General features: G+C 43.6%; 22 protein-coding genes and 2 tRNA genes. 8 read left to right on the top strand and 16 right to left on the bottom strand.

The features are described 5' to 3' along the window. Window positions 1–102: 102 nt before the first annotated feature. Genes KEJ24_03510 through KEJ24_03500 form a run of 3 tightly spaced genes read right to left on the bottom strand, consistent with a single transcriptional unit; the run spans window position 103 to window position 3,804 of the window. Window positions 103–1,947 (bottom strand): asparagine synthetase B, encoded by a 1,845-nt coding sequence (locus KEJ24_03510; GenBank protein ID MBS7646886.1) that lies wholly within the window; start codon window positions 1,945–1,947, stop codon window positions 103–105. Window positions 1,948–1,992: 45 nt separating this feature from the next. Further along, window positions 1,993–2,916, bottom strand: a complete 924-nt coding sequence (locus tag KEJ24_03505; GenBank protein ID MBS7646885.1) for a glycosyltransferase — start codon at window positions 2,914–2,916, stop codon at window positions 1,993–1,995. 30 nt (window positions 2,917–2,946) lie between these two features. Further along, entirely contained in the window at window positions 2,947–3,804 is an 858-nt protein-coding gene (locus KEJ24_03500) for a GDP-mannose dehydrogenase (protein MBS7646884.1), read from the bottom strand. A 235-nt stretch (window positions 3,805–4,039) separates the two neighbouring features. Here KEJ24_03500 and KEJ24_03495 point away from each other — a divergent pair, with 235 nt between their 5' ends. The 3 genes from KEJ24_03495 to KEJ24_03485 all read left to right on the top strand — a co-directional run bounded on the left by KEJ24_03495 (window position 4,040) and on the right by KEJ24_03485 (window position 5,493). Continuing rightward, window positions 4,040–4,402 (top strand): N-acetyltransferase, encoded by a 363-nt coding sequence (locus tag KEJ24_03495; protein MBS7646883.1) that lies wholly within the window; start codon window positions 4,040–4,042, stop codon window positions 4,400–4,402. A gap of 5 nt (window positions 4,403–4,407) precedes the next feature. Next, the gene (locus KEJ24_03490) at window positions 4,408–5,400 is read left to right on the top strand and encodes a DUF354 domain-containing protein (protein MBS7646882.1); all 993 of its coding nucleotides are present in this window, start codon (window positions 4,408–4,410) and stop codon (window positions 5,398–5,400) included. Between the two features lie 18 nt (window positions 5,401–5,418). Continuing rightward, window positions 5,419–5,493: transfer RNA gene (locus KEJ24_03485), tRNA-Val, on the top strand. A 36-nt stretch (window positions 5,494–5,529) separates the two neighbouring features. Here the strand turns inward: KEJ24_03485 and KEJ24_03480 are convergent. Next, window positions 5,530–5,605, bottom strand: a tRNA-Gln gene (locus KEJ24_03480). 18 nt (window positions 5,606–5,623) lie between these two features. Then, window positions 5,624–6,745, bottom strand: coding sequence for a nucleotidyltransferase domain-containing protein (locus tag KEJ24_03475; GenBank protein ID MBS7646881.1), 1,122 nt, complete (start codon window positions 6,743–6,745; stop codon window positions 5,624–5,626). Window positions 6,746–6,944: 199 nt separating this feature from the next. On the opposite strand from KEJ24_03475, the gene KEJ24_03470 reads away from it, so the two are divergent. Continuing rightward, a complete protein-coding gene (locus KEJ24_03470) occupies window positions 6,945–7,886 on the top strand; it encodes a transcription initiation factor IIB (GenBank protein ID MBS7646880.1) in 942 nt (313 codons plus the stop codon). 254 nt (window positions 7,887–8,140) lie between these two features. Here KEJ24_03470 and KEJ24_03465 read toward each other — a convergent pair whose 3' ends face one another. After that, window positions 8,141–8,449, bottom strand: a complete 309-nt coding sequence (locus KEJ24_03465) for a translation initiation factor (GenBank protein MBS7646879.1) — start codon at window positions 8,447–8,449, stop codon at window positions 8,141–8,143. 578 nt (window positions 8,450–9,027) lie between these two features. Here KEJ24_03465 and KEJ24_03460 point away from each other — a divergent pair. Together KEJ24_03460 and KEJ24_03455 are read left to right on the top strand one after the other, a co-directional pair. Beyond that, window positions 9,028–11,121: a vitamin B12-dependent ribonucleotide reductase gene (locus tag KEJ24_03460; protein ID MBS7646878.1), complete on the top strand. Its 2,094-nt coding sequence runs from the start codon at window positions 9,028–9,030 to the stop codon at window positions 11,119–11,121. A 39-nt stretch (window positions 11,122–11,160) separates the two neighbouring features. Then, window positions 11,161–12,570: a nicotinate phosphoribosyltransferase gene (locus KEJ24_03455; protein MBS7646877.1), complete on the top strand. Its 1,410-nt coding sequence runs from the start codon at window positions 11,161–11,163 to the stop codon at window positions 12,568–12,570. On the opposite strand, the gene KEJ24_03450 is transcribed toward KEJ24_03455, so the two are convergent. From KEJ24_03450 to KEJ24_03405, 10 genes are all read right to left on the bottom strand, one after another. Further along, window positions 12,553–13,107: a hypothetical protein gene (locus KEJ24_03450; GenBank protein ID MBS7646876.1), complete on the bottom strand. Its 555-nt coding sequence runs from the start codon at window positions 13,105–13,107 to the stop codon at window positions 12,553–12,555. The genes KEJ24_03455 and KEJ24_03450 overlap by 18 nt on opposite strands. Before the next feature lie 23 nt (window positions 13,108–13,130). Beyond that, window positions 13,131–13,586 carry a hypothetical protein gene (locus tag KEJ24_03445; GenBank protein MBS7646875.1) on the bottom strand — a complete coding sequence of 152 codons (456 nt, stop codon included), beginning with the start codon at window positions 13,584–13,586 and terminating at the stop codon, window positions 13,131–13,133. 86 nt (window positions 13,587–13,672) lie between these two features. Next, window positions 13,673–13,954, bottom strand: coding sequence for a demethoxyubiquinone hydroxylase family protein (locus KEJ24_03440; GenBank protein MBS7646874.1), 282 nt, complete (start codon window positions 13,952–13,954; stop codon window positions 13,673–13,675). Between the two features lie 180 nt (window positions 13,955–14,134). Further along, window positions 14,135–14,554, bottom strand: coding sequence for a ferritin (locus KEJ24_03435; protein MBS7646873.1), 420 nt, complete (start codon window positions 14,552–14,554; stop codon window positions 14,135–14,137). An 80-nt stretch (window positions 14,555–14,634) separates the two neighbouring features. Next, window positions 14,635–15,114, bottom strand: coding sequence for a hypothetical protein (locus KEJ24_03430; protein ID MBS7646872.1), 480 nt, complete (start codon window positions 15,112–15,114; stop codon window positions 14,635–14,637). A gap of 36 nt (window positions 15,115–15,150) precedes the next feature. Next, a complete protein-coding gene (locus KEJ24_03425) occupies window positions 15,151–15,591 on the bottom strand; it encodes an FprA family A-type flavoprotein (protein ID MBS7646871.1) in 441 nt (146 codons plus the stop codon). A gap of 11 nt (window positions 15,592–15,602) precedes the next feature. Beyond that, window positions 15,603–16,232, bottom strand: coding sequence for a superoxide dismutase (locus tag KEJ24_03420; protein ID MBS7646870.1), 630 nt, complete (start codon window positions 16,230–16,232; stop codon window positions 15,603–15,605). A gap of 4 nt (window positions 16,233–16,236) precedes the next feature. Continuing rightward, window positions 16,237–16,404: a rubredoxin gene (locus tag KEJ24_03415; protein ID MBS7646869.1), complete on the bottom strand. Its 168-nt coding sequence runs from the start codon at window positions 16,402–16,404 to the stop codon at window positions 16,237–16,239. A gap of 7 nt (window positions 16,405–16,411) precedes the next feature. After that, entirely contained in the window at window positions 16,412–16,828 is a 417-nt protein-coding gene (locus KEJ24_03410) for an OsmC family protein (protein MBS7646868.1), read from the bottom strand. Window positions 16,829–16,864: 36 nt separating this feature from the next. Continuing rightward, a complete protein-coding gene (locus KEJ24_03405) occupies window positions 16,865–17,527 on the bottom strand; it encodes a peroxiredoxin (protein ID MBS7646867.1) in 663 nt (220 codons plus the stop codon). Between the two features lie 103 nt (window positions 17,528–17,630). Here KEJ24_03405 and KEJ24_03400 point away from each other — a divergent pair, with 103 nt between their 5' ends. Further along, complete coding sequence (locus KEJ24_03400; GenBank protein MBS7646866.1) at window positions 17,631–18,077, top strand: Lrp/AsnC family transcriptional regulator; 447 nt, start codon at window positions 17,631–17,633, stop codon at window positions 18,075–18,077. A gap of 18 nt (window positions 18,078–18,095) precedes the next feature. Beyond that, complete coding sequence (locus KEJ24_03395; GenBank protein MBS7646865.1) at window positions 18,096–20,231, top strand: copper-translocating P-type ATPase; 2,136 nt, start codon at window positions 18,096–18,098, stop codon at window positions 20,229–20,231. Window positions 20,232–20,244 lie beyond the last annotated feature (13 nt).

Below are 20,244 nucleotides of genomic sequence, written 5' to 3'. Positions count from 1 at the left end.
TGCGTTAATGAAGCTTTTCGGTGTAAAAGGTCTATTAATCTTTAGTTGGCAAACTTTAGGCCTATTAATGCATGGCATACTGCGAAAAATCTGGAGATTCCGTTAGATTTTAAAGTCTTGATCAAAAAAAGTTCGTAGAAATATTTCCAAGGTTATTAGAAAGGCGATTTTTTCTCCGTTGTTTCTTCGTCCTTTAAGATGTTCGTCTACGATTTTGACTACATAGTCTCTATTTAAGTAGCCAAATTTATATATCAGAGCGTTTTTATCCATCAAAGTTTCTTTGAGCAAAATTATCCATCTAGAATGACGGCGCAAAATTTCATTGAACTCAAAATAAGAGTGTTTATATCTAATTGCGTCTCTTGATAATTTTTTTAGTGCACCGATGACCAAAATTGCTGGATGCCAAAATCGTGAGGGCACAATTGGAGGTAACAGCGTCTTTTGGTAAGGCACCTTAGCCAATTCAAAGTTTAAGGCAAAAAGAAACTTTCTGTAAATACGATAATTGAAGCGTAGTTCGGGTGGTATGCGACGTATTATCTCGATAACTTCATTGTCTATTGTTGGAAGCATCTCTTCAACAAACTCCCTACATAAAATAGAACCCATTAAAGTATAACGTCGCTGACGCGTTGTTATAATAAAGTAGTCTGCCCTATCTGGGAAAGTATTCCCCTTAGTCTCACGGGCTGTTTTGGCAAATTCTTCTCGGACTTGGGCTATGTATTTATGAAGTCTCACGTTTAAGAGTCTTTTTAATTCAGAAGGCTGAAACAGTGTATACTTTTTCTCTAAGGATTGCATAAATTCATTAAAACCTTTAACTTTAAAGAATTCTTTAGACAGAAAACTTCCACCTAACAATACATCAAATATGAAACCTTGTAGGTAATATTTAAGCCCGTTTTCCATCATTTTCTTAGCAACGTATGGGATGTAGCTAACGTTCACTGTTGCTTGTCCATCAGTTAGAGATACAACATCAAAAGAATAATCAACCATCTCGTTGGGATCATAGTTAATTATTAGACGCCTAACTCCCAACCTTTTAGTAACTTCTATGGCTATAGCAATGTCATTGCAACCCTTAATACCAAAAGTCACGGCTGTCACATTGCTTTTCTCTTTAATCACACCAAGCACGCACCGAGAATCTAAACCACCACTAAGCTGTACTGAAACTCCATCTAAGTCTTTAACTCTAAGGTTCACAGCCTTTTTGAAGGCTTTAACAAGAGCTTGTACCAATTCATCTTCATTTACAGATCGAGCGGAATAGACGAGATCCCAATACTTGTCTAAAGTGTAACCCTTTTCCGTAAATGTTAACACGGATGCTGAAGGCATGAGTTTTATTCCTTCAAACCATGTTTCATCGCCTAAAATGCCTAGCTTCCCATAATATAAGAACTTGACAAGCGTCTTAAGATTAAGCTTCCTTGGAAAAGGGCACTCCAGAATAGCTCTACAATGAGACGAAAAGATGATTTCTCCGTCCATAAAAGTGTAATAAATTGGTCTTGTTCCGAAACGATCTGTCACCAAAAGCACCTTAGGAACCTTTACATCATACAAGGTTAGGCAAAAAGAGCCATTTAAATCGCGAAAAACTTCATTACCATGTTCCTCGTATGCGTGTACTATGAACTCTGCGCAGTTGCTCTCATTCTTAAAATAGTGACCCTTATTTTTAAGAAGCTTTAGCTCATCCTTAAAACCAAAAATTTTACCATAAATGAGAACACCAACCGATCCGTCCTCATTAACGGCGAACTCGCTGAAACCAATATCTGGGTACGCGACAGATGCAACATCAAGGAAATCGTTTGAGAAATATTCAATTTTTTGGTCCCTGTTTGTTTTTATAGCGCCAGCCATTCGCTGGATCCGTGTTTTCGATGGAGAATTCTTGAATTTTGTGTATCCAACAATGCCAACCATTTTAGTACACGTAAATTTGCCAGACTATATAACTTTTGATCAAAGTTACAGAATTATGCCATACCTTCTTTTTGCGTATTCTTTTAATGGTCGGGGATAATCACCATAAACATCCTTACGGTACTTGACCAGATTTAAAAGGTATTTTTGAAAATATAGGTTTGCTGCTTGATTAATGTCTGTTGTTTGGAAGTCTTGGCTTATTCTCGTTTTAACATAATCCTCTGGGTTTACTTTGCCTTCAAGTCCTTCTCTGCGCATAAGCCATCTATAATGTCTATAAAGTAGTCTAATTGGGCTCCGCACGGTTCTCAAGTGAAAGCTTAACGGCTCATTAACATACAAGACTTTATAGTAGGCCAAGGGAGCCACGAGGCTGTCGGATAAGCCTACTTTCGCGTAGCGCAACTTGGGGCTCCATGTGAAAAGCCAATGTTCAACATGAAGCGCATTCCTAGGATCTTGATGCATTAAATCTCCATCAAGGCAGATGTGCGGCCAGTAAATAAGATAGTACCTTCTCTCGTCTAAGCTTTCCAAAAGCTTCTTTAATATAGATGCGGCTTCATCCTTCAACACAAAGTCAGCGTCCCATATCAAAATCCACTTGTACTTTGCCATTGAGAGCCCAAGATTTCTCGTATGCGCCATGTCGCCTAATGGCACCCTATGCAGCTTAACTGGAAGCCCATGGTTTTCGCGGAGGTCTTCCACAATTTCTGGTGTTCTGTCTGTTGAAGAATCCAGCACCAAAATTTCGTTGACAAGGTCTTTTATCGACATTAAGGATGCTTCTATCCAGTCTTCTTCATTGTAGGTGCAGGTGATAGCAGATATGCCATCTTGTCTTTTTACGTTGGTTGCTGGAGGAATAAGCCTTAAAGAGAAAGCCATAGACGACGCGATGTTTCTAAGGAGAAAAATGCCCCTGCGGCCAAGCATCTTCCGAACGGTTATCCTCCAATGCAAAAACTTTTCACCTTACACTTTTTCAACGCTTTAGTTATTGATCTTGCAATTTTTTTGGAGAATTTCCACACGTTTCATAATTTTTGCAACCTCATCGCGGACACGTTTGTCTTTCATTTCTTCAACACGCCTCTCGTTGGATTCAAATATAAACCGCAGAAGCTTAGAATCGTAATTTCTAAGAAGAAGCTCAGCGTTGGGAATTAAACAGTGCCCCCCAATAACTCCTGGAAACATCACCGGCCTATCTAGTCTAACACGATGTGTGTCTTCGATAAAGTCAACCACTTCGTCGAAATCTGCACCGAAGTGTCTGCTAATTCTGTGCATTTCCTGGAAGCACACGATCATCCAAGCCCGGTAAGTAGTTTCAAAAAGTTTAGCTAACTCTGTTTCAAGGCTGCTTTTCAAAACTTTTGTTTTTAATCCTAGTTTTTCATAATGCTTTTTTGCATTTTGCGCTGATTCTTCGTTAACTCCGCCTATGTATTTTGTCCAACGTTTCAACTCCCATTTCATGTGTTCTAGGCTTTTGTGGACTCCGCGCACAGGGGAATGCGCCACGAAACATGCTTTGCGGAGACGCTTGTAGATTTCCGCGGTTGTGCCGGGTTCAACAGTGCTGTTTATTATTACAAGGTTAGGCTTGAAACACTCCACATAGCCCACAACAGCGTCGGCGAATTTCTCTTTATTAACGCATGGAATGCAAACGTGCATTATGTCAACGGTTTCGGGCAGGGAATCTTTAGACTGGCCGATTTCACGCATTCTATCCGTATTCAAATCATAGCCGTAAACTTCAAACTTTCCACATTCTTTTAGCAGTTCAAACAAGGGACGGCCAACTTCGCCTAAACCGACAACTAAAACCCTTTCTTTAACCATTTCAACCACTTTAACTAGTGGAAAACACTAAAATCGTCAAACTATTTAAGCTTCACATCATTGTTCATAACTAAAAGCGAAAGGAGAAAAATTGATGCCCACTCCTAAAAAGGGTGAAGGCGTGATAATAGGCAGAAACGTACAAGTAGGCAAAGACGTCGTGATATGGAACTACGTAGTGATAGGCGACAATACAGAAATAGGTGATGGAACCCGCATCGGAAGCTTCTGCGACATCGGCAGAAACGTTGTGATAGGCAGAAACTGCAACATACAAGCCCACGTGACAATATCAAACGAGTGCAAAGTGGGCGACAATGTCTTTATAGGCCCCAACACCAGCTTATTAAATGACAAATTTCCCAATGGTCGATGCATAACACCATCCATAATAGAGGATAACGCCATAATAGGCGGGGGATGCATAATCCTCCCAAACGTGAAGATCGGCAAACACGCCGTGGTCGGTGCCGGAAGCCTTGTTACAAAGGATGTGCCTCCACACACGGTTGTTGCCGGTTCGCCAGCTAAACCAATTATGACAAGAATGGAGTATGAAGCGAAAAAAGAGGCTTTCACCAAGAAACATTCAAAGTGAAGGATATGCGAGTTTGGTATGACGCGTGCACCGGAAAGCATGTACGCTATGGAACAACCATAGCCAGAAAGCTGCGCAGTCTAGGCCACGAAGTAATCCTAACAACAAGAAGACATCCCGACACTTTAGCTTTAGCAAGCTTACTAAAAGAGGACTTTGTCGCCATCGGCAGATACAGCTCAGCCTCGCTTTTCAGCAAGCTAAAGGAAAGCACAAAGCGAACATCTAAACTAGCCGAGTTTTTTAAAAACAACTTGCCAGACGTTGCCATTTCCCATCAGTCCGTAGAACTGTGCCGCGTGGCGTTTGGACTTGCCATTCCCATAATTTTAACAGCCGACACCCCTCATGCGGACGCGGTTAACAGACTTACGATTCCCCTGTCAAAAGCTCTTGTAGTTTCGGAAGCAATTCCGAAAAGGCTTTTCGCGTGCTATGGCAAACCCAAAATCTACCAGTTCAAAGGCGTGGACGAAGTCGCATGGATTAAGGGTTTTTCGCCAACCAAAGACTTTAACTTTGAAAGGCCGTTAATCGTTGTAAGGCAACTTGAAACGCGAGCCTCATACGCCCTTGAAAAAGAAGACGTAACTGAGAAAGCGGCGAAAAAACTTGCTAAACTTGGAAATGTCCTTTTTATCTCGCGTTACGGCAAACAAAAAATAAACGGAGTGATAACCCTTGAAAAATTCGTGGACACTGCAAGTTTAGTGGCTTCAGCTGACCTTGTTGTAAGCGCTGGTGGAACGATATCAAGGGAAGCAGCTTTGCAGGGAACCCCAAGCATAGTCATTTCCGAGTTCGGGAAAACATATGTGAACGAATATCTTGCAAAGAAAGGTTTCCCGTTATTTATGGCGAATGCTTCAGACGTCATCTCAATAGCTAAACGTTACATTGGAAAGCGGTTTGATGTACAAAAAAAGCTTTCATCTTTAGAAGATCCTGTGGATATTATTGTAAAAGTTATTTCCGAGAACTTTAATAAAAGCTGCTAAGAGATAACGTGTGGAAAAGGGCCGGTCGTCTAGTTTGGTTAGGACGCAGCCCTTACGAGGCTGAGGTCACCGGTTCAAATCCGGTCCGGCCCATTATGTTAAAAGAAGCTAAATAATCGTGCGGTTGTATGGTAGCCCGGGGGAGATTCGAACTCCCGTCAGCGGGTCCAAAGCCCGCTATGCTTGTCCGCTACACCACCGGGCTTCTGTTTAGTCTTTAATATTAACTCTTTATGTGGGTTTTGATTAAATGTTTCTTTTCTCTGCGCAGTTTAACTATGTCTCTTTTGGCTTTTTCGATAATCTTTTTCACTTTTGCTTCGTCTGTGTCGTTCAGTCCTAGAAATTTTACTATACTCTGATAGTTTCTTGGGCTTGTTTTTTCAAGGTTTTCCATGGAGCGTATCAGTGTTGTGTAGTCAACTTGCTGTCTTTCTACGACAGATTTTAGCCAAGCATAGTTTTCAAGCATATTAAGAAAAACGTTGTTTAAGTAGTGGACAGATTCTGCAAAATTTTTGGCGTTGATTATTGAGGTTGTTCTTAAGACAGTACCTTGCATAAAGACTGGGTTAAAATAGTATCTTAGACTTGTTTTTATTTTGAAGTGGGCTCTTTCAATTGTTTGAGCGTTCTGCTTAACCAGATGGCTCATTTCGTCCCATAATGCCTTAAAAAGTTTCAATTTTTCCTCAGCCAGAACTCTGTCTGCCATGTCTAACTTCAATGTTTCCATGTAGTTTGTGAATATTTCTTTCAAACCGAGTTTTTCTGTTGCGATTTCAGCGTTTTCTATGAAGCGGCTGTTTGAAATTGGCTGCAATGTTATCTCTAATGGTATCTTCAGGATGTTTTCTATAGCTGTTGAAGCGAAAAGATGAGCGCTTAAAAAGTCCTTTTTTGATAGGGCTGAGGTTGCTCTGCTTAAATGGATATCGGCTTCCACCGCGTGGGCATCTGTTCGAATTTCCACTCTTTCTGGAGAGCCGTAAGATTTAGCCATTAACATTTTAACGTTTGCTAATGTCCAATCTCTGTCATAGAGAATTTGGGTTTCGAAGATTTTTTGGTCCAACTCAGGCGGTAGGAGCCCTTGAACCCATTGCATTGGGATGAAGTCCAGATCTACCATTATATCGTTAACTACAACTCTTTCCACACATTCGTCTGGAATGCTGCTTTTTGTTAAGATAAGCAAGTCGACGTCGCTTGTGCTGGTGGAGTCTCCCCTGCTCCAGCTTCCAAACATGCCTAAGCCGTAAACATTCTCTTTTACAGTCATCTCTTTGACTATTTTTTCGAGAGTTCTTCTGATTTTTTCTGGAAGTTTTATCATACTGGACATTTGTGTTCTCCCAATAAATCAATAGTTTACATTAGTATTCAAAATTTGTGAATGGTATCCTTTAATCTGAACCGTAAAATTTATATATTAAAACATTTCATCTGAGTAAGCACGCGGGCCGAATGGCTGTCTTCTATTCCGATCTGATGAGGGAAATGAAAAGAGGCAACGGTTCTACCGCGGCAGAGATGGTGAGAAAGTGAGTGAGCAACAAGAAGTTAAAACCCGTCAACGCTTGGTTGACAAGTGTCCAGAGTGCGGTAGTCCAAACCTTATTCATGATTATGACACTGGTGAGACTGTTTGCGGAGAATGTGGGCTTGTTCTTCACGAACAAATGATGGACAAAGGACCGGAGTGGCGAGCTTTCACTCAAGAAGAAAAAGCTTCAAGAAGCCGTGTGGGTGTCCCGACATCCTACTCTGTCCACGACAAGGGGCTTTCAACAGCCATAAGCCAAGTGGACCGCGACGCTTTCGGAAGGAAACTTCCACTTTCAACACGCTTACAGATGTGGCGTTTGAGGAAGTGGCAGATACGCTCAAGAGTACATTCCTCAATAGACCGCAACTTAGCACAAGCCATGGCTGAGCTCGATCGCTTGTCAGACAAGGTTTACATTCCACCACCCATAAAGGAAAAGGCTGCAGTTATATACCGAAAAGCTCTCGACAAGGGACTAGTAAGAGGCCGATCAATAGCCGCAATAGCCGCAGCTGCTTTGTACGCGGCTTGTCGTGGAAGCGGAACCCCTAGAACATTGCGGGAAATAGCTGAAGCCAGCCTTGTCGACAAAAAAGATGTTGCTCGTTGCTACAGACTTTTACTTCGAGAGCTGGATGTGCAGATGCCTATAGCTGACCCATTAACATACGTGTCAAAAATCGCTGAGAAAACTGGAATTTCTGGCAAAACGCAGGGGATTGCCATACAAATCTTGAGAGAAGCTAAAAAACGTAGGGCTGCAGCAGGCAAAGATCCAATGGGGCTTGCAGCCGCAGCCCTTTACATTGCGTGTTTAATGGGTAACGAAAAGAAGACTCAAAAAGACATTGCAGAAGCTGCTGGTGTTACAGAGGTTACAGTGCGGAACCGCTACAAAACTTTAAAGAGACAGCTTAACCTCGAATTGCCGGACTAAGTGTTCTCGGGTTAGTAGCCATTTTTTCTGTCCTCTTCAAGCTCCATAACTATTGGTCCATAATAGCCGCAGTCCTCACAAAAATATTTTTTAGGAGTTAGCCAATAATCTAAACTGTTTGACAGATGGAGTTTCGAGCTTCCGCATTTTGGACAATAAATTTTTGATGGTCTACAGTGTCTTAGAGTTTTAAATATCTCACGCAGGTTTTGTAGGAATCCCGTTGGCTTAATCCCCTTTGCAGTCTCTAAGGTCTACTGAACTTCTATGTTTTCCTCAGGATATCCGAGTTTTATTAGGTACTGGCGAACTTTTTCGCGGTGGTCTCCTTGGAGTATTATTTGTCCATTTTTTGCTGTCCCACCACAAGCGCAGAAGCTTTTGAGTTTTTGTGCTATGCTTCCGATGTCTGTGTCTTTGTTGTCCAAGCCTTCCACAATTGTTGTTGGTCTGCCAAACTTCCTTGTTTCAAACCTTATGCGAATCCTTTGCTGCTCTTTTCCTATTTCACCGCAGACACATAAGTCCTTGGGAAGCCCGCATATTTGACAGATATCCGCCATGACACTCAACACTACAATAACAATAGCCCTATATAAAATTTTCAAATCTCAAACTTTAGAATCATAAAACGCTTGTCTGAATTTTAGTAATCAAAGCTTTCCTTAACTTATGTAGGTTCTCATAGCCGGCTACAGGAGAATGTGTCCAGTGGCGGCGGAAATGGGTTAGCCACATCAAAGTTTTTATAGTTAAACAAAAGGCCCGTTGGCAGCCAAAAAGTTGCTAAAAAGTTGGAAAGCAAAATATTTCATGGACGCTGTTGTTTCGCCAAAACATAAAGAGCTTACAAATGCATTGAAAAGACTTTGACTTAATTTTAGGTTTCTTCCGCCAAGGTTTGGCTTCCGTCGATGAAAGCGTGTATCCCGGCCAAGAGAAGTCTTGTGGACATTTCTTACATGCTCGAAAATCCTCTCATGTTGCATGTATAAACTATAGCCGAACAGAATAATAGAGGAATCAGAATCGCAGAGGGAACTTTTACATGGTAAATACGAGCCTACGCTGGGCGTTGCTTCTTTCGTCTTCCTTTCAAGCTTTATATTTCATTTTGCTTTTCTTCTAGAGTTGAAAAGCCATGCCCATAACAAGAATTAGAAAGAGAGACGGTCGCATAGTTGACTTTAACCATGAACGGATTCGAAGCGCCATTCACAAGGCTTTTGTAGCCGTGGAACTTGAAAATGGCGAAAAAGCTGAAAAACTGACACGAGAAGTTGTAGGGCTTCTGGAGGAAAGGTTTAAGGAAAAAATTCCATCAGTTGAAGATGTTCAAGACGCGGTTATAGAGGTTTTAAAGAAAAATGGTTTCGAAGAGGTGGCCGTTGAATATCAAGCCTATAGAGAGAGAAAGACGGAGATAAGGCAGCTTAGGGCGCAGCTTGGAATTGAAGAACCGAAGTTGTCGGTTAATGCGCTTGAAGTCTTGAAGAAACGTTATCTATTGAAAGATGAAAACGAGCGTGTAATTGAGACTCCTGCGCAAATGTTCCGTCGAGTTGCCAGAGCCATAGCAAGAGTAGACAGAAGATATGGTGATAATCCGAAGACAAGCGAGGAAACTTTTTACAAAATGATGGCAAGGCTGGAATTTCTGCCGAATTCACCTACACTTTTTAATGCGGGCACAAGACTTGGACAACTTTCTGCATGTTTTGTGCTACCGGTTGAAGACTCATTAGACAGTATTTTCACGGCGGTGAAGAATATGGCTTTAATTGAGAAGAGCGGCGGTGGGGTGGGCTTCGACTTTTCAAGGCTTAGACCGAAAGGTGACATAGTGATGTCCACAAAGGGCGTAGCTTCTGGGCCAGTAAGTTTCATGAGGGTTTTCGACGTTGCCACAGAAGTTATAAAGGCTGGCGGAAAGCGGAGAGGTGCTATGATGGGTATTCTGCGCATCGACCATCCAGACATATTAGAGTTTATAACAGCTAAACAGAAACCCGGCTTCTTGTCTAATTTTAACATTTCAGTGGCGGTGACAGATGATTTCATGAAAGCGGTTGAAGAAAACGGCAACTACTGGCTTATTAACCCAAGAAATAGAGATAAGACAAGCGAGCTTAAAGCCAGAGAAGTTTGGGATTTAATTGCACGTTCCGCGTGGGCGAGCGGTGATCCCGGCGTAATATTCATAGACGAAGTTAATAGGCATAACCCTACACCAGAGTTAGGGCGTATAGAAGCAACCAACCCATGTGGTGAACAGCCGCTTTTGCCTTACGAGTCGTGTAATCTCGGTTCAATTAACCTTTCCCGCATGGTGGAAAACGGGAAAATCAGCTGGGAAAAACTTAGAGAAACCGTGCACAATGCCGTCCACTTCTTAGACAATGTTATAGACGCTAACAAATATCCGCTAAAGGAGATTGAAAGGATAACAAAAGCAAATAGGAAAATAGGCCTAGGCGTGATGGGATTCGCTGATATGCTCATAAAGCTTGGGATCCCATACAATTCTGAACAAGCCTTGGAACTTGCCGAAAAACTGATGCGTTTTATCGACGAGGAAGCCCACCGTAAGTCTGAGGAAATAGCTGAAAAACGTGGGTCATTCCCAAACTTTGACAAAAGTATCTGGAAAGATAAGTACAAGGCTATGAGAAACGCCACAGTCACTACTATTGCACCAACAGGTAGCATAAGCATTATAGCCGGTTGCTCTTCAGGGATTGAACCCCTGTTCGCTATATCTTTCATTAGAAACGTTTTAGATGGTACAAGACTTTTTGAAACGAATCCGCTTTTCGAAATAATAGCCAAGGAAAGAGGCTTCTATGATGCAAGGCTTCTTGAGGAGATTGCTAAAACTGGTTCTGTGCAGAAAATTGACAAGATTCCAGAAGACGTGAAAAAGGTTTTCGTAACAGCCTTGGACATTGCGCCAGAATGGCACGTGCGGATGCAGGCTGCCTTCCAGAAATATACGGATAACGCTGTTTCAAAAACTGTAAACTTACCTTTCGAGGCTACTGTTGAGGACGTCCGTAAAGTGTTTGAACTTGCTTGGCGGTTGAAATGTAAGGGTATAACGGTGTTCCGTTATGGAAGCAAGCCGGAGCAAGTGCTCTACATTGGCGAGGTGAAAACTGCTGAGAAAACTTTCGTGGCAGCAGAATCAGAATATGCTGGAGGGTGTCCCGCTAAAACTTGCCCGTTCCCCGGATAGAAAAAGGGATATTAGTTGGTTGTCGCATGGTGAAAGTCTATGAAAGGCACGTTGGGCTTCGTTAACGAGTCTAACATGAGCATGCTCACAGATTTATACGAGCTTACCATGTGTGCTAGCTATTTTGACCACAAAAAGTTTGAGCCAGCCACCTTCGACCTATTCATTAGGCGTCTTCCACCAAACCGTTCCTATTTCCTTTTTGCTGGTTTAGAACAGGTTCTGCTTTTTCTAGAAAAAATGAAGTTCACAGAAGAACACATAAAATATCTGAAAAGTTTAGGGTTTAAGGATGATTTTCTGAATTATTTGAAGGATTTCCGCTTCACTGGTGATGTTTGGGCGGTTCCGGAGGGGACTGTGGTTTTTCCAAACGAGCCTTTGATTAGGGTTACAGCCCCAATAATCGAGGCTCAGTTGATAGAGACCTTCGCCTTGAACACCATTAATTTGCAGACAACCATCGCTACAAAAGCTTCTAGAGTTGTTTACGCTGCTAAAGGCAGAACCGTAATCGAGTTTGGATTAAGACGGGAACACGGAACGGATGCTGGCATGAAGGTTGCACGGGCAAGCTACATAGCTGGCTGCAACGGCACGTCAAACGTTCTCGCCGGAATGGTTTATGGCATGCCAGTTTTTGGGACTATGGCGCATTCTTTTGTCATGTTTTTCAGTAATGAGTTAGAATCTTTTAGGGCTTTTGCTAGAACGTTTCCAGATAAGGTTACGCTTCTCATAGACACCTTTGACAACGTTAAGGGTGCTGAAAACGCCATAAAAGTCGCTAAAGAGCTTGAAAGACAAGGGTTTAGACTTCGAGGGGTACGTATTGACAGCGGTGACCTTGTGGCGATAAGCCACAGGGTTAGAGAGATGCTCGATAAAAATGGGCTTGGCTATGTGCAAATTTTCGCCAGCGGAGACCTAGACGAGTATAGAATAGAAGAACTATTGAGTAGGGGGGCAAAAATTGATGCTTTCGGCGTTGGTACAAAGATGGGGACTTCAGCTGACAGACCGTATGTGGATATAATATACAAGCTGTGCGAAAGAGCCAACGAAAAAGGCGAGTTTGTTCCGATAATGAAGCTCAGCGAAAGAAAAGCCACATTGCCTGGAAGAAAACAGGTCCATAGATTTGTAGACGACAAAGGCAACTTTATAAAGGACGTCATAGCTCTCGAAGGCGAAAAAATCAGCGGGGAACCACTGCTGGTTAAAGTCATGGAAAAGGGCAGAATAGTGTACAATTTGCCTTCGCTTGAGGATATCCGGAAAAGGGCTTTAGACAATCTTGCTAGACTTCCAGACAAATACAAGCGCCTCCGGGGCGCTGCCAAATACCCTGTTAAGCTTAGCCCAAAGCTTAGAAGTCTCATTAAAGAGTTGAGCGAGAAACTGCGGAAAACAGAGGAAGCAATTGCCAGTTTAGGCGGACAGCCTTAAAACTAGAATGAGAACGTTTATGAAGGTTACCTCTAACACCGCTGCAGCTAGAAAAATACTGTAAATGAAGGCCAGGTCTCTTGTCTTCATTGTTTGGCTTAGCGTCTTCTTTATTGTTGTGTATATGCCGTAGCCCTCCACCAAGCCGATTGGTGTACTTATCAGAAGTATTGCAGGTAAGGTCTCGAGGCTAACTCCGCCATATATAAGGGTACACCCCCTCAATATGCTTAGGAAAACTACCACCACTGTAAAAACGAGGGCGAATATTCTCGGGTGCTCCAAAACTATGTGAGAGTGTTTTTCTCTTCTAAAAAATCCAGATTGCACGAGGCTGACGTAAAAGCTCATGCCAAGCAAAATAAGCGAGACCACAAGGAGGTTGTGTAACAAAAGCGTTCCAACAGCCAAAAACTGGTTTTTGAGGATTTCTCTCAACAAAAGATTGAAGAAAACAGTGTTTTCGTAGGATGATAAAAGCAAAAAAGCGAGGAAGACTAAGCCCAGCAAGGCTGTGTGCTTCTTAGATTCTGACAACAGTTAAACCTCGCTTGTTGTCTCTAGAAGGGTATAGTAGTGAGCCACCGGGTTATCCAGCCCAGAAGCCCGAGGACGAAGGCTAACAGCATGAGGATTGCCAAGTAGATTAAGATGGCCAGTATGCCTACGGCGATGGCGCCAAGCCAGCCTGTTTCAAATAAGCGTTTTATCAGTAACAGCCATGTAACAACTATGAGCAGTAGCGCGATGAGGTTTGGAAGAAAGATCACAAAAAGTGTTGACAGCACTGTTCCAAGAAGCGCTATTATAAAGGCGTCTGAAAACAATGCACGCTTTTTGCCGACGACAATTAAGCCTGCAAGGTAAAGCAGAACCGCCAGCACAAACAGTTCTATAAAGAACAAGGCAAGAGCGAAAAGCAGCGTTAGGCCTTCTCTCATTCCCCAGTGCCAGTCTAGTTTAGCGCTGGCCAGCAGCGATTGTATAAGGATTCCAATTAAGTGTTTCCACATCATTTCTCTTAATCACTTAATGTTCAGCATGTGGCGTGTTAAAAATAAAAGGGTTGTTATTTAAGAATATACATTGAAACGCTCAACACTTATTCTGTTATTTCCTCGACTTCTTTTTTCCCCTTTTCCAACTCTTGGGCTTGCTCTACATCCTCCTTCAGGAGCAATGCTTGAAACTCGCCGACATGGGTTTTCTCTTCCTTGGCAACTTCTAAGAGCACTTTCTTGACCTTCTCATTGTTAGCGACGGCTGCCATTTGCTCATAAAGGTTCACAGCGTCCAATTCAGCGATTATAGCAACCCTCAAAATTTCACAGTCTAACGGCTTCTTTGAAACCTTCTCCATCTTGGTAGGCATCTGGGATAACATACATTTCTCACCTTTCATGCCGATTATATTTTGCCACTGTGTTTTCAGCACAAATTAAACTTTCGCAAAGAAAATGGCAAACACTCACAGCTTATTTCCCTACTCCCCCCTCTAGTTCATTAGTGCAGAAACATACGTCAAAATAAATAAAAAGGGTGTGAAGGGAATGGAGTTGCGTGTTTATAGTTCTTCTGCTAGAGTTGTGAATAGGTCATGGTGTTCCTCTTCGTCCTTGAGAATTCCTTCAAATAAGAATGCTGTTGTTACATCGCCCTCTTTCTGGGCTTGGGCTATTATCTCCTTGTATAGGTTTATGGCGTTTTCCTCGTCTTTTATGTCTCGTTCAATCATTTCCTTAAGGGTTTTACCAACAAAAATTTCGGTTGGCTTTGTGGTGGGCGTCCCGCCTAAATAGAAAAGCCTTTCAGCAATAGCTTCTGCATGCTTCATCTCTGTAATTGCCACTTTTTTGAGTTCTTCTTGGACGGCGAAGCCTTTAACTCCGCTCCATTGAACGTGCTGCCACATGTATTGGATAGCGACTTGCATCTCCCTTGCGATGGCGTCATTCAACATTTCCAACAACTTTTTAGAAACCAACAAATTCACCTCCTTTCCAGTTTTATTTAAAGTTCAATTTTAAAACTTTCACGAAAAAAGGGGGATTTGAAGCATGTAAGCTAACCACCCGGTGCTCCGTGGAACGGCACATTTTTCCAGAGAATGTCCCACCAGTCTTCCTCGGTTATTGTTTCGCCTCTAACAATGATTTCCAAAACCGCTTTCAGAAGTTCATGATGTCTCCTTTCGTCGGCAAGTATGGCGGTTAAAAGAAGCTTAACTTTCTCATTTTCAACTGTTGGTAAGATATCACTTATCTTCTTAATCAGCTCGGCTTCCACACGGATATGCTTCTCTACAAGACTTCGCTGCTTGTCAAGATGCTCTTGGGCAAGCGCCTGCTGGGTTGTAGTTAAAAGCTTCAAGGCTGCATCATACATTTCCGCATGCTTTAGAGAATCAAGCGAAATCCCTTTCAAAACACCCCTAACCGACGGATTGCCAATAGTTTTCAAAGCTTCGTTAAGCGAATCAACAATCTCGTTCTCCACTTCTATCTGTCGTTTAATAAAATTTAAAAGCTCACTTTTTGAGGGCATAACCCCTTTCTCCATACATAATATGTCCACTTTAACCTATTTATGGATAAGCCTCTCAGCAACTCTCCGCCCAAACTCCTTGCACTTTTCAAGCATCGCTTGGTCCGGTGTGTACTTCGCCAAAAGAGGAGGCTCCGCCACGTCCATACTAAACCTGTTTTTCATAATTTCAAGGACCAGTCTCGGGGCTTCGCCACTCCACCCGTAGGATCCAAAAGCAGCACCAGCCTTGTCCTTCAAGTCTATGTTTTTTGCAGCCGCATCTTCAAACAGCTTTTTAATGTCGATGGTTGTGTCATGGTGATATGTTGGTGTCCCCACAATTATGGCGTCAAACTCCTTCAGCTGCTCCGCCGTCACATGATAGGTTAATTCCACTTCGATGCCTTGCACTGTTTTTGCGCCTTCAGCCACGGCCCTAGCCATCTTCTCAGTGTTGCCAGTCTTACTATAATAAAGTACTAGAATTTTTGCCACTTTCCCTCATCCTATTTTAGGGATTCTTCCAAGCGTCTGTCGACTTCGTCCCAGTTTACTATGTTCCAGAAAGCTTCGACGAACTTGGCTCTGTCATTTTTGTAGTCTATGTAGTAGGCGTGTTCGAAAACATCTAAAACCATTAGTATGCGGAACATTGGATAAACGTTCACGTTGTGTTTTTCCACCTGCATAAGCATTAGGCGGCCCGTCTGCCTACATAATGTTAGGGCTGCCCAGCCGGAGCCTTCAACGCTTAGAGCTGCCTGTGAAAACTCTTTCTTGAAGCGTTCAAAGCTTCCGAATTCTTCAGCGATTTTATCGGCGAGTTTGCCGCCGGGCTTCCCGCCGTCTCTGCTTGGCGGGGCTAGGTTGCCCCAGAATAGCGAATGCAGCAAATGCCCAGCCACGTTCCATGAAAGCTCTTTAAGTGTAGCCTTAACGTCGATGTCTAGGTTTTCCCTGCGAGCTTTGTCCAGCCTTTGGAGGATGGCGTTCGCCCCGTTAACGTAGGCTTGATGGTGTTTGGTGTGGTGTATCCGCAACTGCTCCTCAGACATGTAAGGCTGCAAATCTCCATAGCCGTAAAGCAGCTGCGGCAAAACATAGAGTTTAGTCTGCTCCAAAGCATTCACCTCCATAAAACTATTCCTTCTTAACAAACTGGTCTTTAGGGGCTCCGCAAATTGGGCAAACCCAATCTTCAGGTAGAGCCTCGAAGGGTGTTCCGGGTTTTACGCCGTGCTCCGGGTCTCCAATCACCGGGTCGTAAATGTACCCGCAAATCGAGCATTCCCACTTTGTCAAAGGCATCTAGCTCCTATCTTTCTGTTTTTAGGTTATAGCTGATCTTGACGTTGGCTCTTTCGAAAAGCTTCCCAACCGGACAGTTTTCCACCGTCAGCTTGAAAATTCTCTGAACTGTTTCCTCTGAAGCGTCGGTTTTCACGAGGATATCAAAAGCTGCTTCTGTTAGGGTTCCAGCCTCGTCGGATTTTACGGCTTCAAGTTTAACTTCCAAGTCATTAAGCTGAACTCTCATTTTCTTAGCCATCAAAGCGAAAATTGTTGCGAAACAGCCCGCATAGCTCATTACGCATAATTCAAGAGCTGTGGGTCCCATATTTGTTCCAAGTTCAGGCGGTAGGTCAAGGCAGACGCTGTGGGCTCTGCCGTTGTCAACATTTATTCGAAAGTCTTTCACAAGCTTAGCTGTGGAACGAAGCTTCTGCACCAAACACTTTCACCTCAATTAAATGCATAAAAAGGAGGTTTATGGAAGCTTTTTCTTGCATAGGAACCAGTCAACGCACTCGTAGCCTTGTTGAGCGGCTTCCTGCAAACGTTTTTCAGCATCCTCTTGAGTTGTTGGAGGCGGCACTATCACCGGGTCGCCGGGTCTCCAGTTGGCTGGCAAAGCCACCTTGTACTTGTCAGCTGTTTGTAGCGCGTCAATAAGCCTCAAAATCTCGTCCATGTTTCTACCTACATTCAGCGGGTAATATATCATTGCGCGTAATTTCATTTCCGGGTCTATTACAAAGACACAGCGAACTGCTGCTGTCGTGCTTTGTTTGGGATGTATCATGCCGAATAAGCTGGCTACTTTCATGTCTAAATCGGCGATCACTGGGAATGGTATTGTTATGCCAAATTTTTCCTTGATGGTTTTAACCCATGCGATGTGGGAGTAGACACTGTCAATGCTTAATCCTATAAGTTGGACGTTGCGTTTGACAAGCTCAGGATAAATTTGAGCGAAAGCCACAAACTCCGTTGTGCAGACAGGTGTGAAGTCAGCGGGATGTGAAAACAGGATAACCCATCTTCCCTTAAAGTCTGAAAGCCTAATCTTGCCATGGGTTGTCAGCGCCTCAAAATCTGGAACCACTTCGCCGAGACTCAAAAGCGGTTTTTTCTCTTCAACTTTCTCCATTTTACATCCTTCTCCACTTCCGTATACCACAATCTTTTTATCTTTCAAGGCATATATGCTTTTCGTACAAATTTCAGCTAAAATCGTACAAGATGATACGAAAATGGCGCGAAAAAATGCGGAAATAGACGAAGTTGATCAGAAAATCCTAAAGCTTCTGCAGGAGGATGCAAGGCTTCCCTTTTTAGAGATAGCTCAAAAGCTCAGATTAAGCGAGTCCACAATCCGCAAGAGGGTTCAAGCCCTTAAAGAAAAAGGCGTAATAAAAAGGTTCACTGTTGAAATAAACCCAGCGATGATAGGATTAAACACCGTGGCTATTGTTGGCATAGATGTGGATCCACCTAAACTTTTGGAGGTTGCCCAAAAACTCTGCGAGTTCAAAGAAATCCGAAGCGTCGCCACATCCACCGGCGACCACATGATAATGACGGAAATCTGGACAAAAGACGGCCGAGAACTAACGAGGCTTATATCTGAAAAAATCGGGCCAATAGAAGGGGTTAAGAAAATCTGTCCCGCAATAATTCTTGAGAAGCTTAAAGGCTAGATACTGGAGCGGAGGCATTTGAGCACCCATAGTCATCATCACCATGCCCATCACGTGGGGGAATTTAAGCGGAGATTTTGGGTTTCGCTTGTGTTAACGGTTCCAATTTTGCTACTTTCCGAAATGATTCAGATGTGGTTTGGCTTAGAGTGGCTTAAAATCCCCTTCCAGAAGGAAATCCTTTCACTGTTATCTCTGATAGTCTATGTTTATGGCGGCTGGCCCTTCCTCAAAGGCTTGACGGACGAGATTAAGGCTAAACAGCCGGGCATGATGACGCTTATCGGTGTAGCCATTTCAGTTGCTATGTTCTACTCGCTTGGAACAGTCTTTGTCTTTAGCGGAAAAGACTTCTACTGGGAGCTTGCAACATTGATTGATGTTATGCTTTTGGGTCATTGGGTTGAAGCCAAGAGCGTTATGGGCGCTTCCATGGCACTGGAGGAGCTTGTCCGCATAATGCCAACATCAGCCCACTTGGTCAAAAATGGCGAAATCGTAGATGTGCCAACAGCCCAGCTGCAGAAGGGCGACGTTGTGTTAGTTCGCCCCGGAGAGAAAATACCGTCAGACGGCGTTGTCGTTGAGGGTACGTCTTCGGTTAACGAGGCGCTGCTGACTGGGGAGTCAAAGCCCATAAGCAAAACCATCGGCGACAAAGTGGTGGGCGGCTCCATAAACAGCGAAGGCATGCTAAAAGTGCGTATTGAAAGGATAGGCGAAGAAACCTATCTAGCGCAGGTCATAAAGCTTGTCAAACAAGCCCAAGAAAGCCGTTCGCGAACACAGGATTTGGCGAACAGGGCTGCAGCTCTGCTCTTTTACGTGGCGCTTGTGGCTGGAATAACCTCCTTCATAGCATGGAGTTTTCTGGCTGGTTCAGATGCTGCCCTTGAAAGGGCTGTAACAGTGCTTGTCATCGCTTGTCCCCATGCGCTTGGCTTGGCGATACCGCTGGTTGTGGCAATTTCCACATCAATAACCGCAAAGAGCGGCATCCTCATAAGGGATAGACGTGCCTTTGAAATGGTTAAAGACGTGGACGTTGTAGTCTTCGACAAAACCGGCACCTTAACTGTTGGCAAGTTCGGCGTAACAGACATCGTTACACAAATGTCTGAGGAAAAGCTTTTGAGTTTAACAGCCGCCGTTGAACTCAACTCAGAGCACGTGATTGCAAAAGCCATAGTGGAGTACGCCAGAAACAAGGGAGCCAAAATTCCACAAGTCAAAGAATTTAAGGCTCTACCTGGGCGAGGTGCCTACGCCAAGGTTGGAAAAAACGAGGTTTATGTTGGAAGCGTAAATCTCCTAGACGAGTTGGGCATAAGCGTCAACGACCCAAAAATAGCGGAGTTGCAAAGGCAAGGCAAAACCGTTGTCTTTGTGGTTGTTGATGGCAAGCTTGCCGGCGCCTTGGCTTTGGCTGACATTATTAGGGAAGAATCCTACGAGGCTGTTAGGGAACTCAAAAAGAGAGGCGTAAAGGTTTACATGCTTACCGGTGACTCGGAAGAAGTTGCCAGCTGGGTTGCCAAGGAACTCGGCATAGACAACTATTTCGCCAGAGTTTTACCCGACAAAAAGGCGGAAAAAATAAAGTTTCTAAGAGACGGAGGCTACCGCGTTGCCATGGTAGGCGACGGCATCAACGACGCTCCGGCGCTTGTCACAGCGGATGTGGGCATAGCCATAGGCGCTGGAACAGACGTGGCAATTGAAAGCGCCGACATAATCCTCGTTCGAAACGACCCGCGGGACGTGGTTAAAGCCATAGACGTTTCCCGCAAAACCTACTCTAAAATGGTTCAAAACCTATGGTGGGCAGCCGGCTACAACACGGTGACAATACCCTTAGCAGCAGGTGTGCTAGCAGGCTACGGCGTGAATCTACCGCCAGCCATCGGCGCGATAATAATGTCCCTAAGCACTGTTATAGTCGCCTTAAATAGTCAGACTTTAAGGAAATATGAGCCAGAGGTGGTGAAAGGGATAATGGCGAAAAAACGCTTGGTTACGGATCCTGTCTGCGGCATGAAAATAGATCCGGATACAGCCTACAGCAAAATTGAATATGATGGGCGCGTCATCTATTTCTGTTCAAGAATATGCGAGGAAGAATTCAAGAAGAATCCAAAGAAATACGCGAAATAGCCGACGTTTAGGG

The organism is Candidatus Bathyarchaeota archaeon, assembly GCA_018396705.1.
Lineage (GTDB): Archaea > Thermoproteota > Bathyarchaeia > Bathyarchaeales > Bathycorpusculaceae > DRVP01.
This window is presented reverse-complemented; position numbering and strand designations above follow the sequence as displayed.

What these genes read in the sequence shown, in the direction of transcription:
- KEJ24_03510 (MBS7646886.1), bottom strand. Translation starts at nt 1,947, where the DNA reads ATGGTTGGCATTGTTGGATACACAAAATTCAAGAATTCTCCATCGAAA.
- KEJ24_03500 (MBS7646884.1), bottom strand. Translation starts at nt 3,804, where the DNA reads ATGGTTAAAGAAAGGGTTTTAGTTGTCGGTTTAGGCGAAGTTGGCCGT.
- KEJ24_03490 (MBS7646882.1), top strand. Translation starts at nt 4,408, where the DNA reads ATGCGAGTTTGGTATGACGCGTGCACCGGAAAGCATGTACGCTATGGA.
- KEJ24_03475 (MBS7646881.1), bottom strand. Translation starts at nt 6,745, where the DNA reads ATGTCCAGTATGATAAAACTTCCAGAAAAAATCAGAAGAACTCTCGAA.
- KEJ24_03465 (MBS7646879.1), bottom strand. Translation starts at nt 8,449, where the DNA reads ATGGCGGATATCTGTCAAATATGCGGGCTTCCCAAGGACTTATGTGTC.
- KEJ24_03460 (MBS7646878.1), top strand. Translation starts at nt 9,028, where the DNA reads ATGCCCATAACAAGAATTAGAAAGAGAGACGGTCGCATAGTTGACTTT.
- KEJ24_03455 (MBS7646877.1), top strand. Translation starts at nt 11,161, where the DNA reads ATGAAAGGCACGTTGGGCTTCGTTAACGAGTCTAACATGAGCATGCTC.
- KEJ24_03445 (MBS7646875.1), bottom strand. Translation starts at nt 13,586, where the DNA reads ATGATGTGGAAACACTTAATTGGAATCCTTATACAATCGCTGCTGGCC.
- KEJ24_03440 (MBS7646874.1), bottom strand. Translation starts at nt 13,954, where the DNA reads ATGTTATCCCAGATGCCTACCAAGATGGAGAAGGTTTCAAAGAAGCCG.
- KEJ24_03430 (MBS7646872.1), bottom strand. Translation starts at nt 15,114, where the DNA reads ATGCCCTCAAAAAGTGAGCTTTTAAATTTTATTAAACGACAGATAGAA.
- KEJ24_03420 (MBS7646870.1), bottom strand. Translation starts at nt 16,232, where the DNA reads ATGGAGGTGAATGCTTTGGAGCAGACTAAACTCTATGTTTTGCCGCAG.
- KEJ24_03415 (MBS7646869.1), bottom strand. Translation starts at nt 16,404, where the DNA reads ATGCCTTTGACAAAGTGGGAATGCTCGATTTGCGGGTACATTTACGAC.
- KEJ24_03405 (MBS7646867.1), bottom strand. Translation starts at nt 17,527, where the DNA reads ATGGAGAAAGTTGAAGAGAAAAAACCGCTTTTGAGTCTCGGCGAAGTG.
- KEJ24_03400 (MBS7646866.1), top strand. Translation starts at nt 17,631, where the DNA reads ATGGCGCGAAAAAATGCGGAAATAGACGAAGTTGATCAGAAAATCCTA.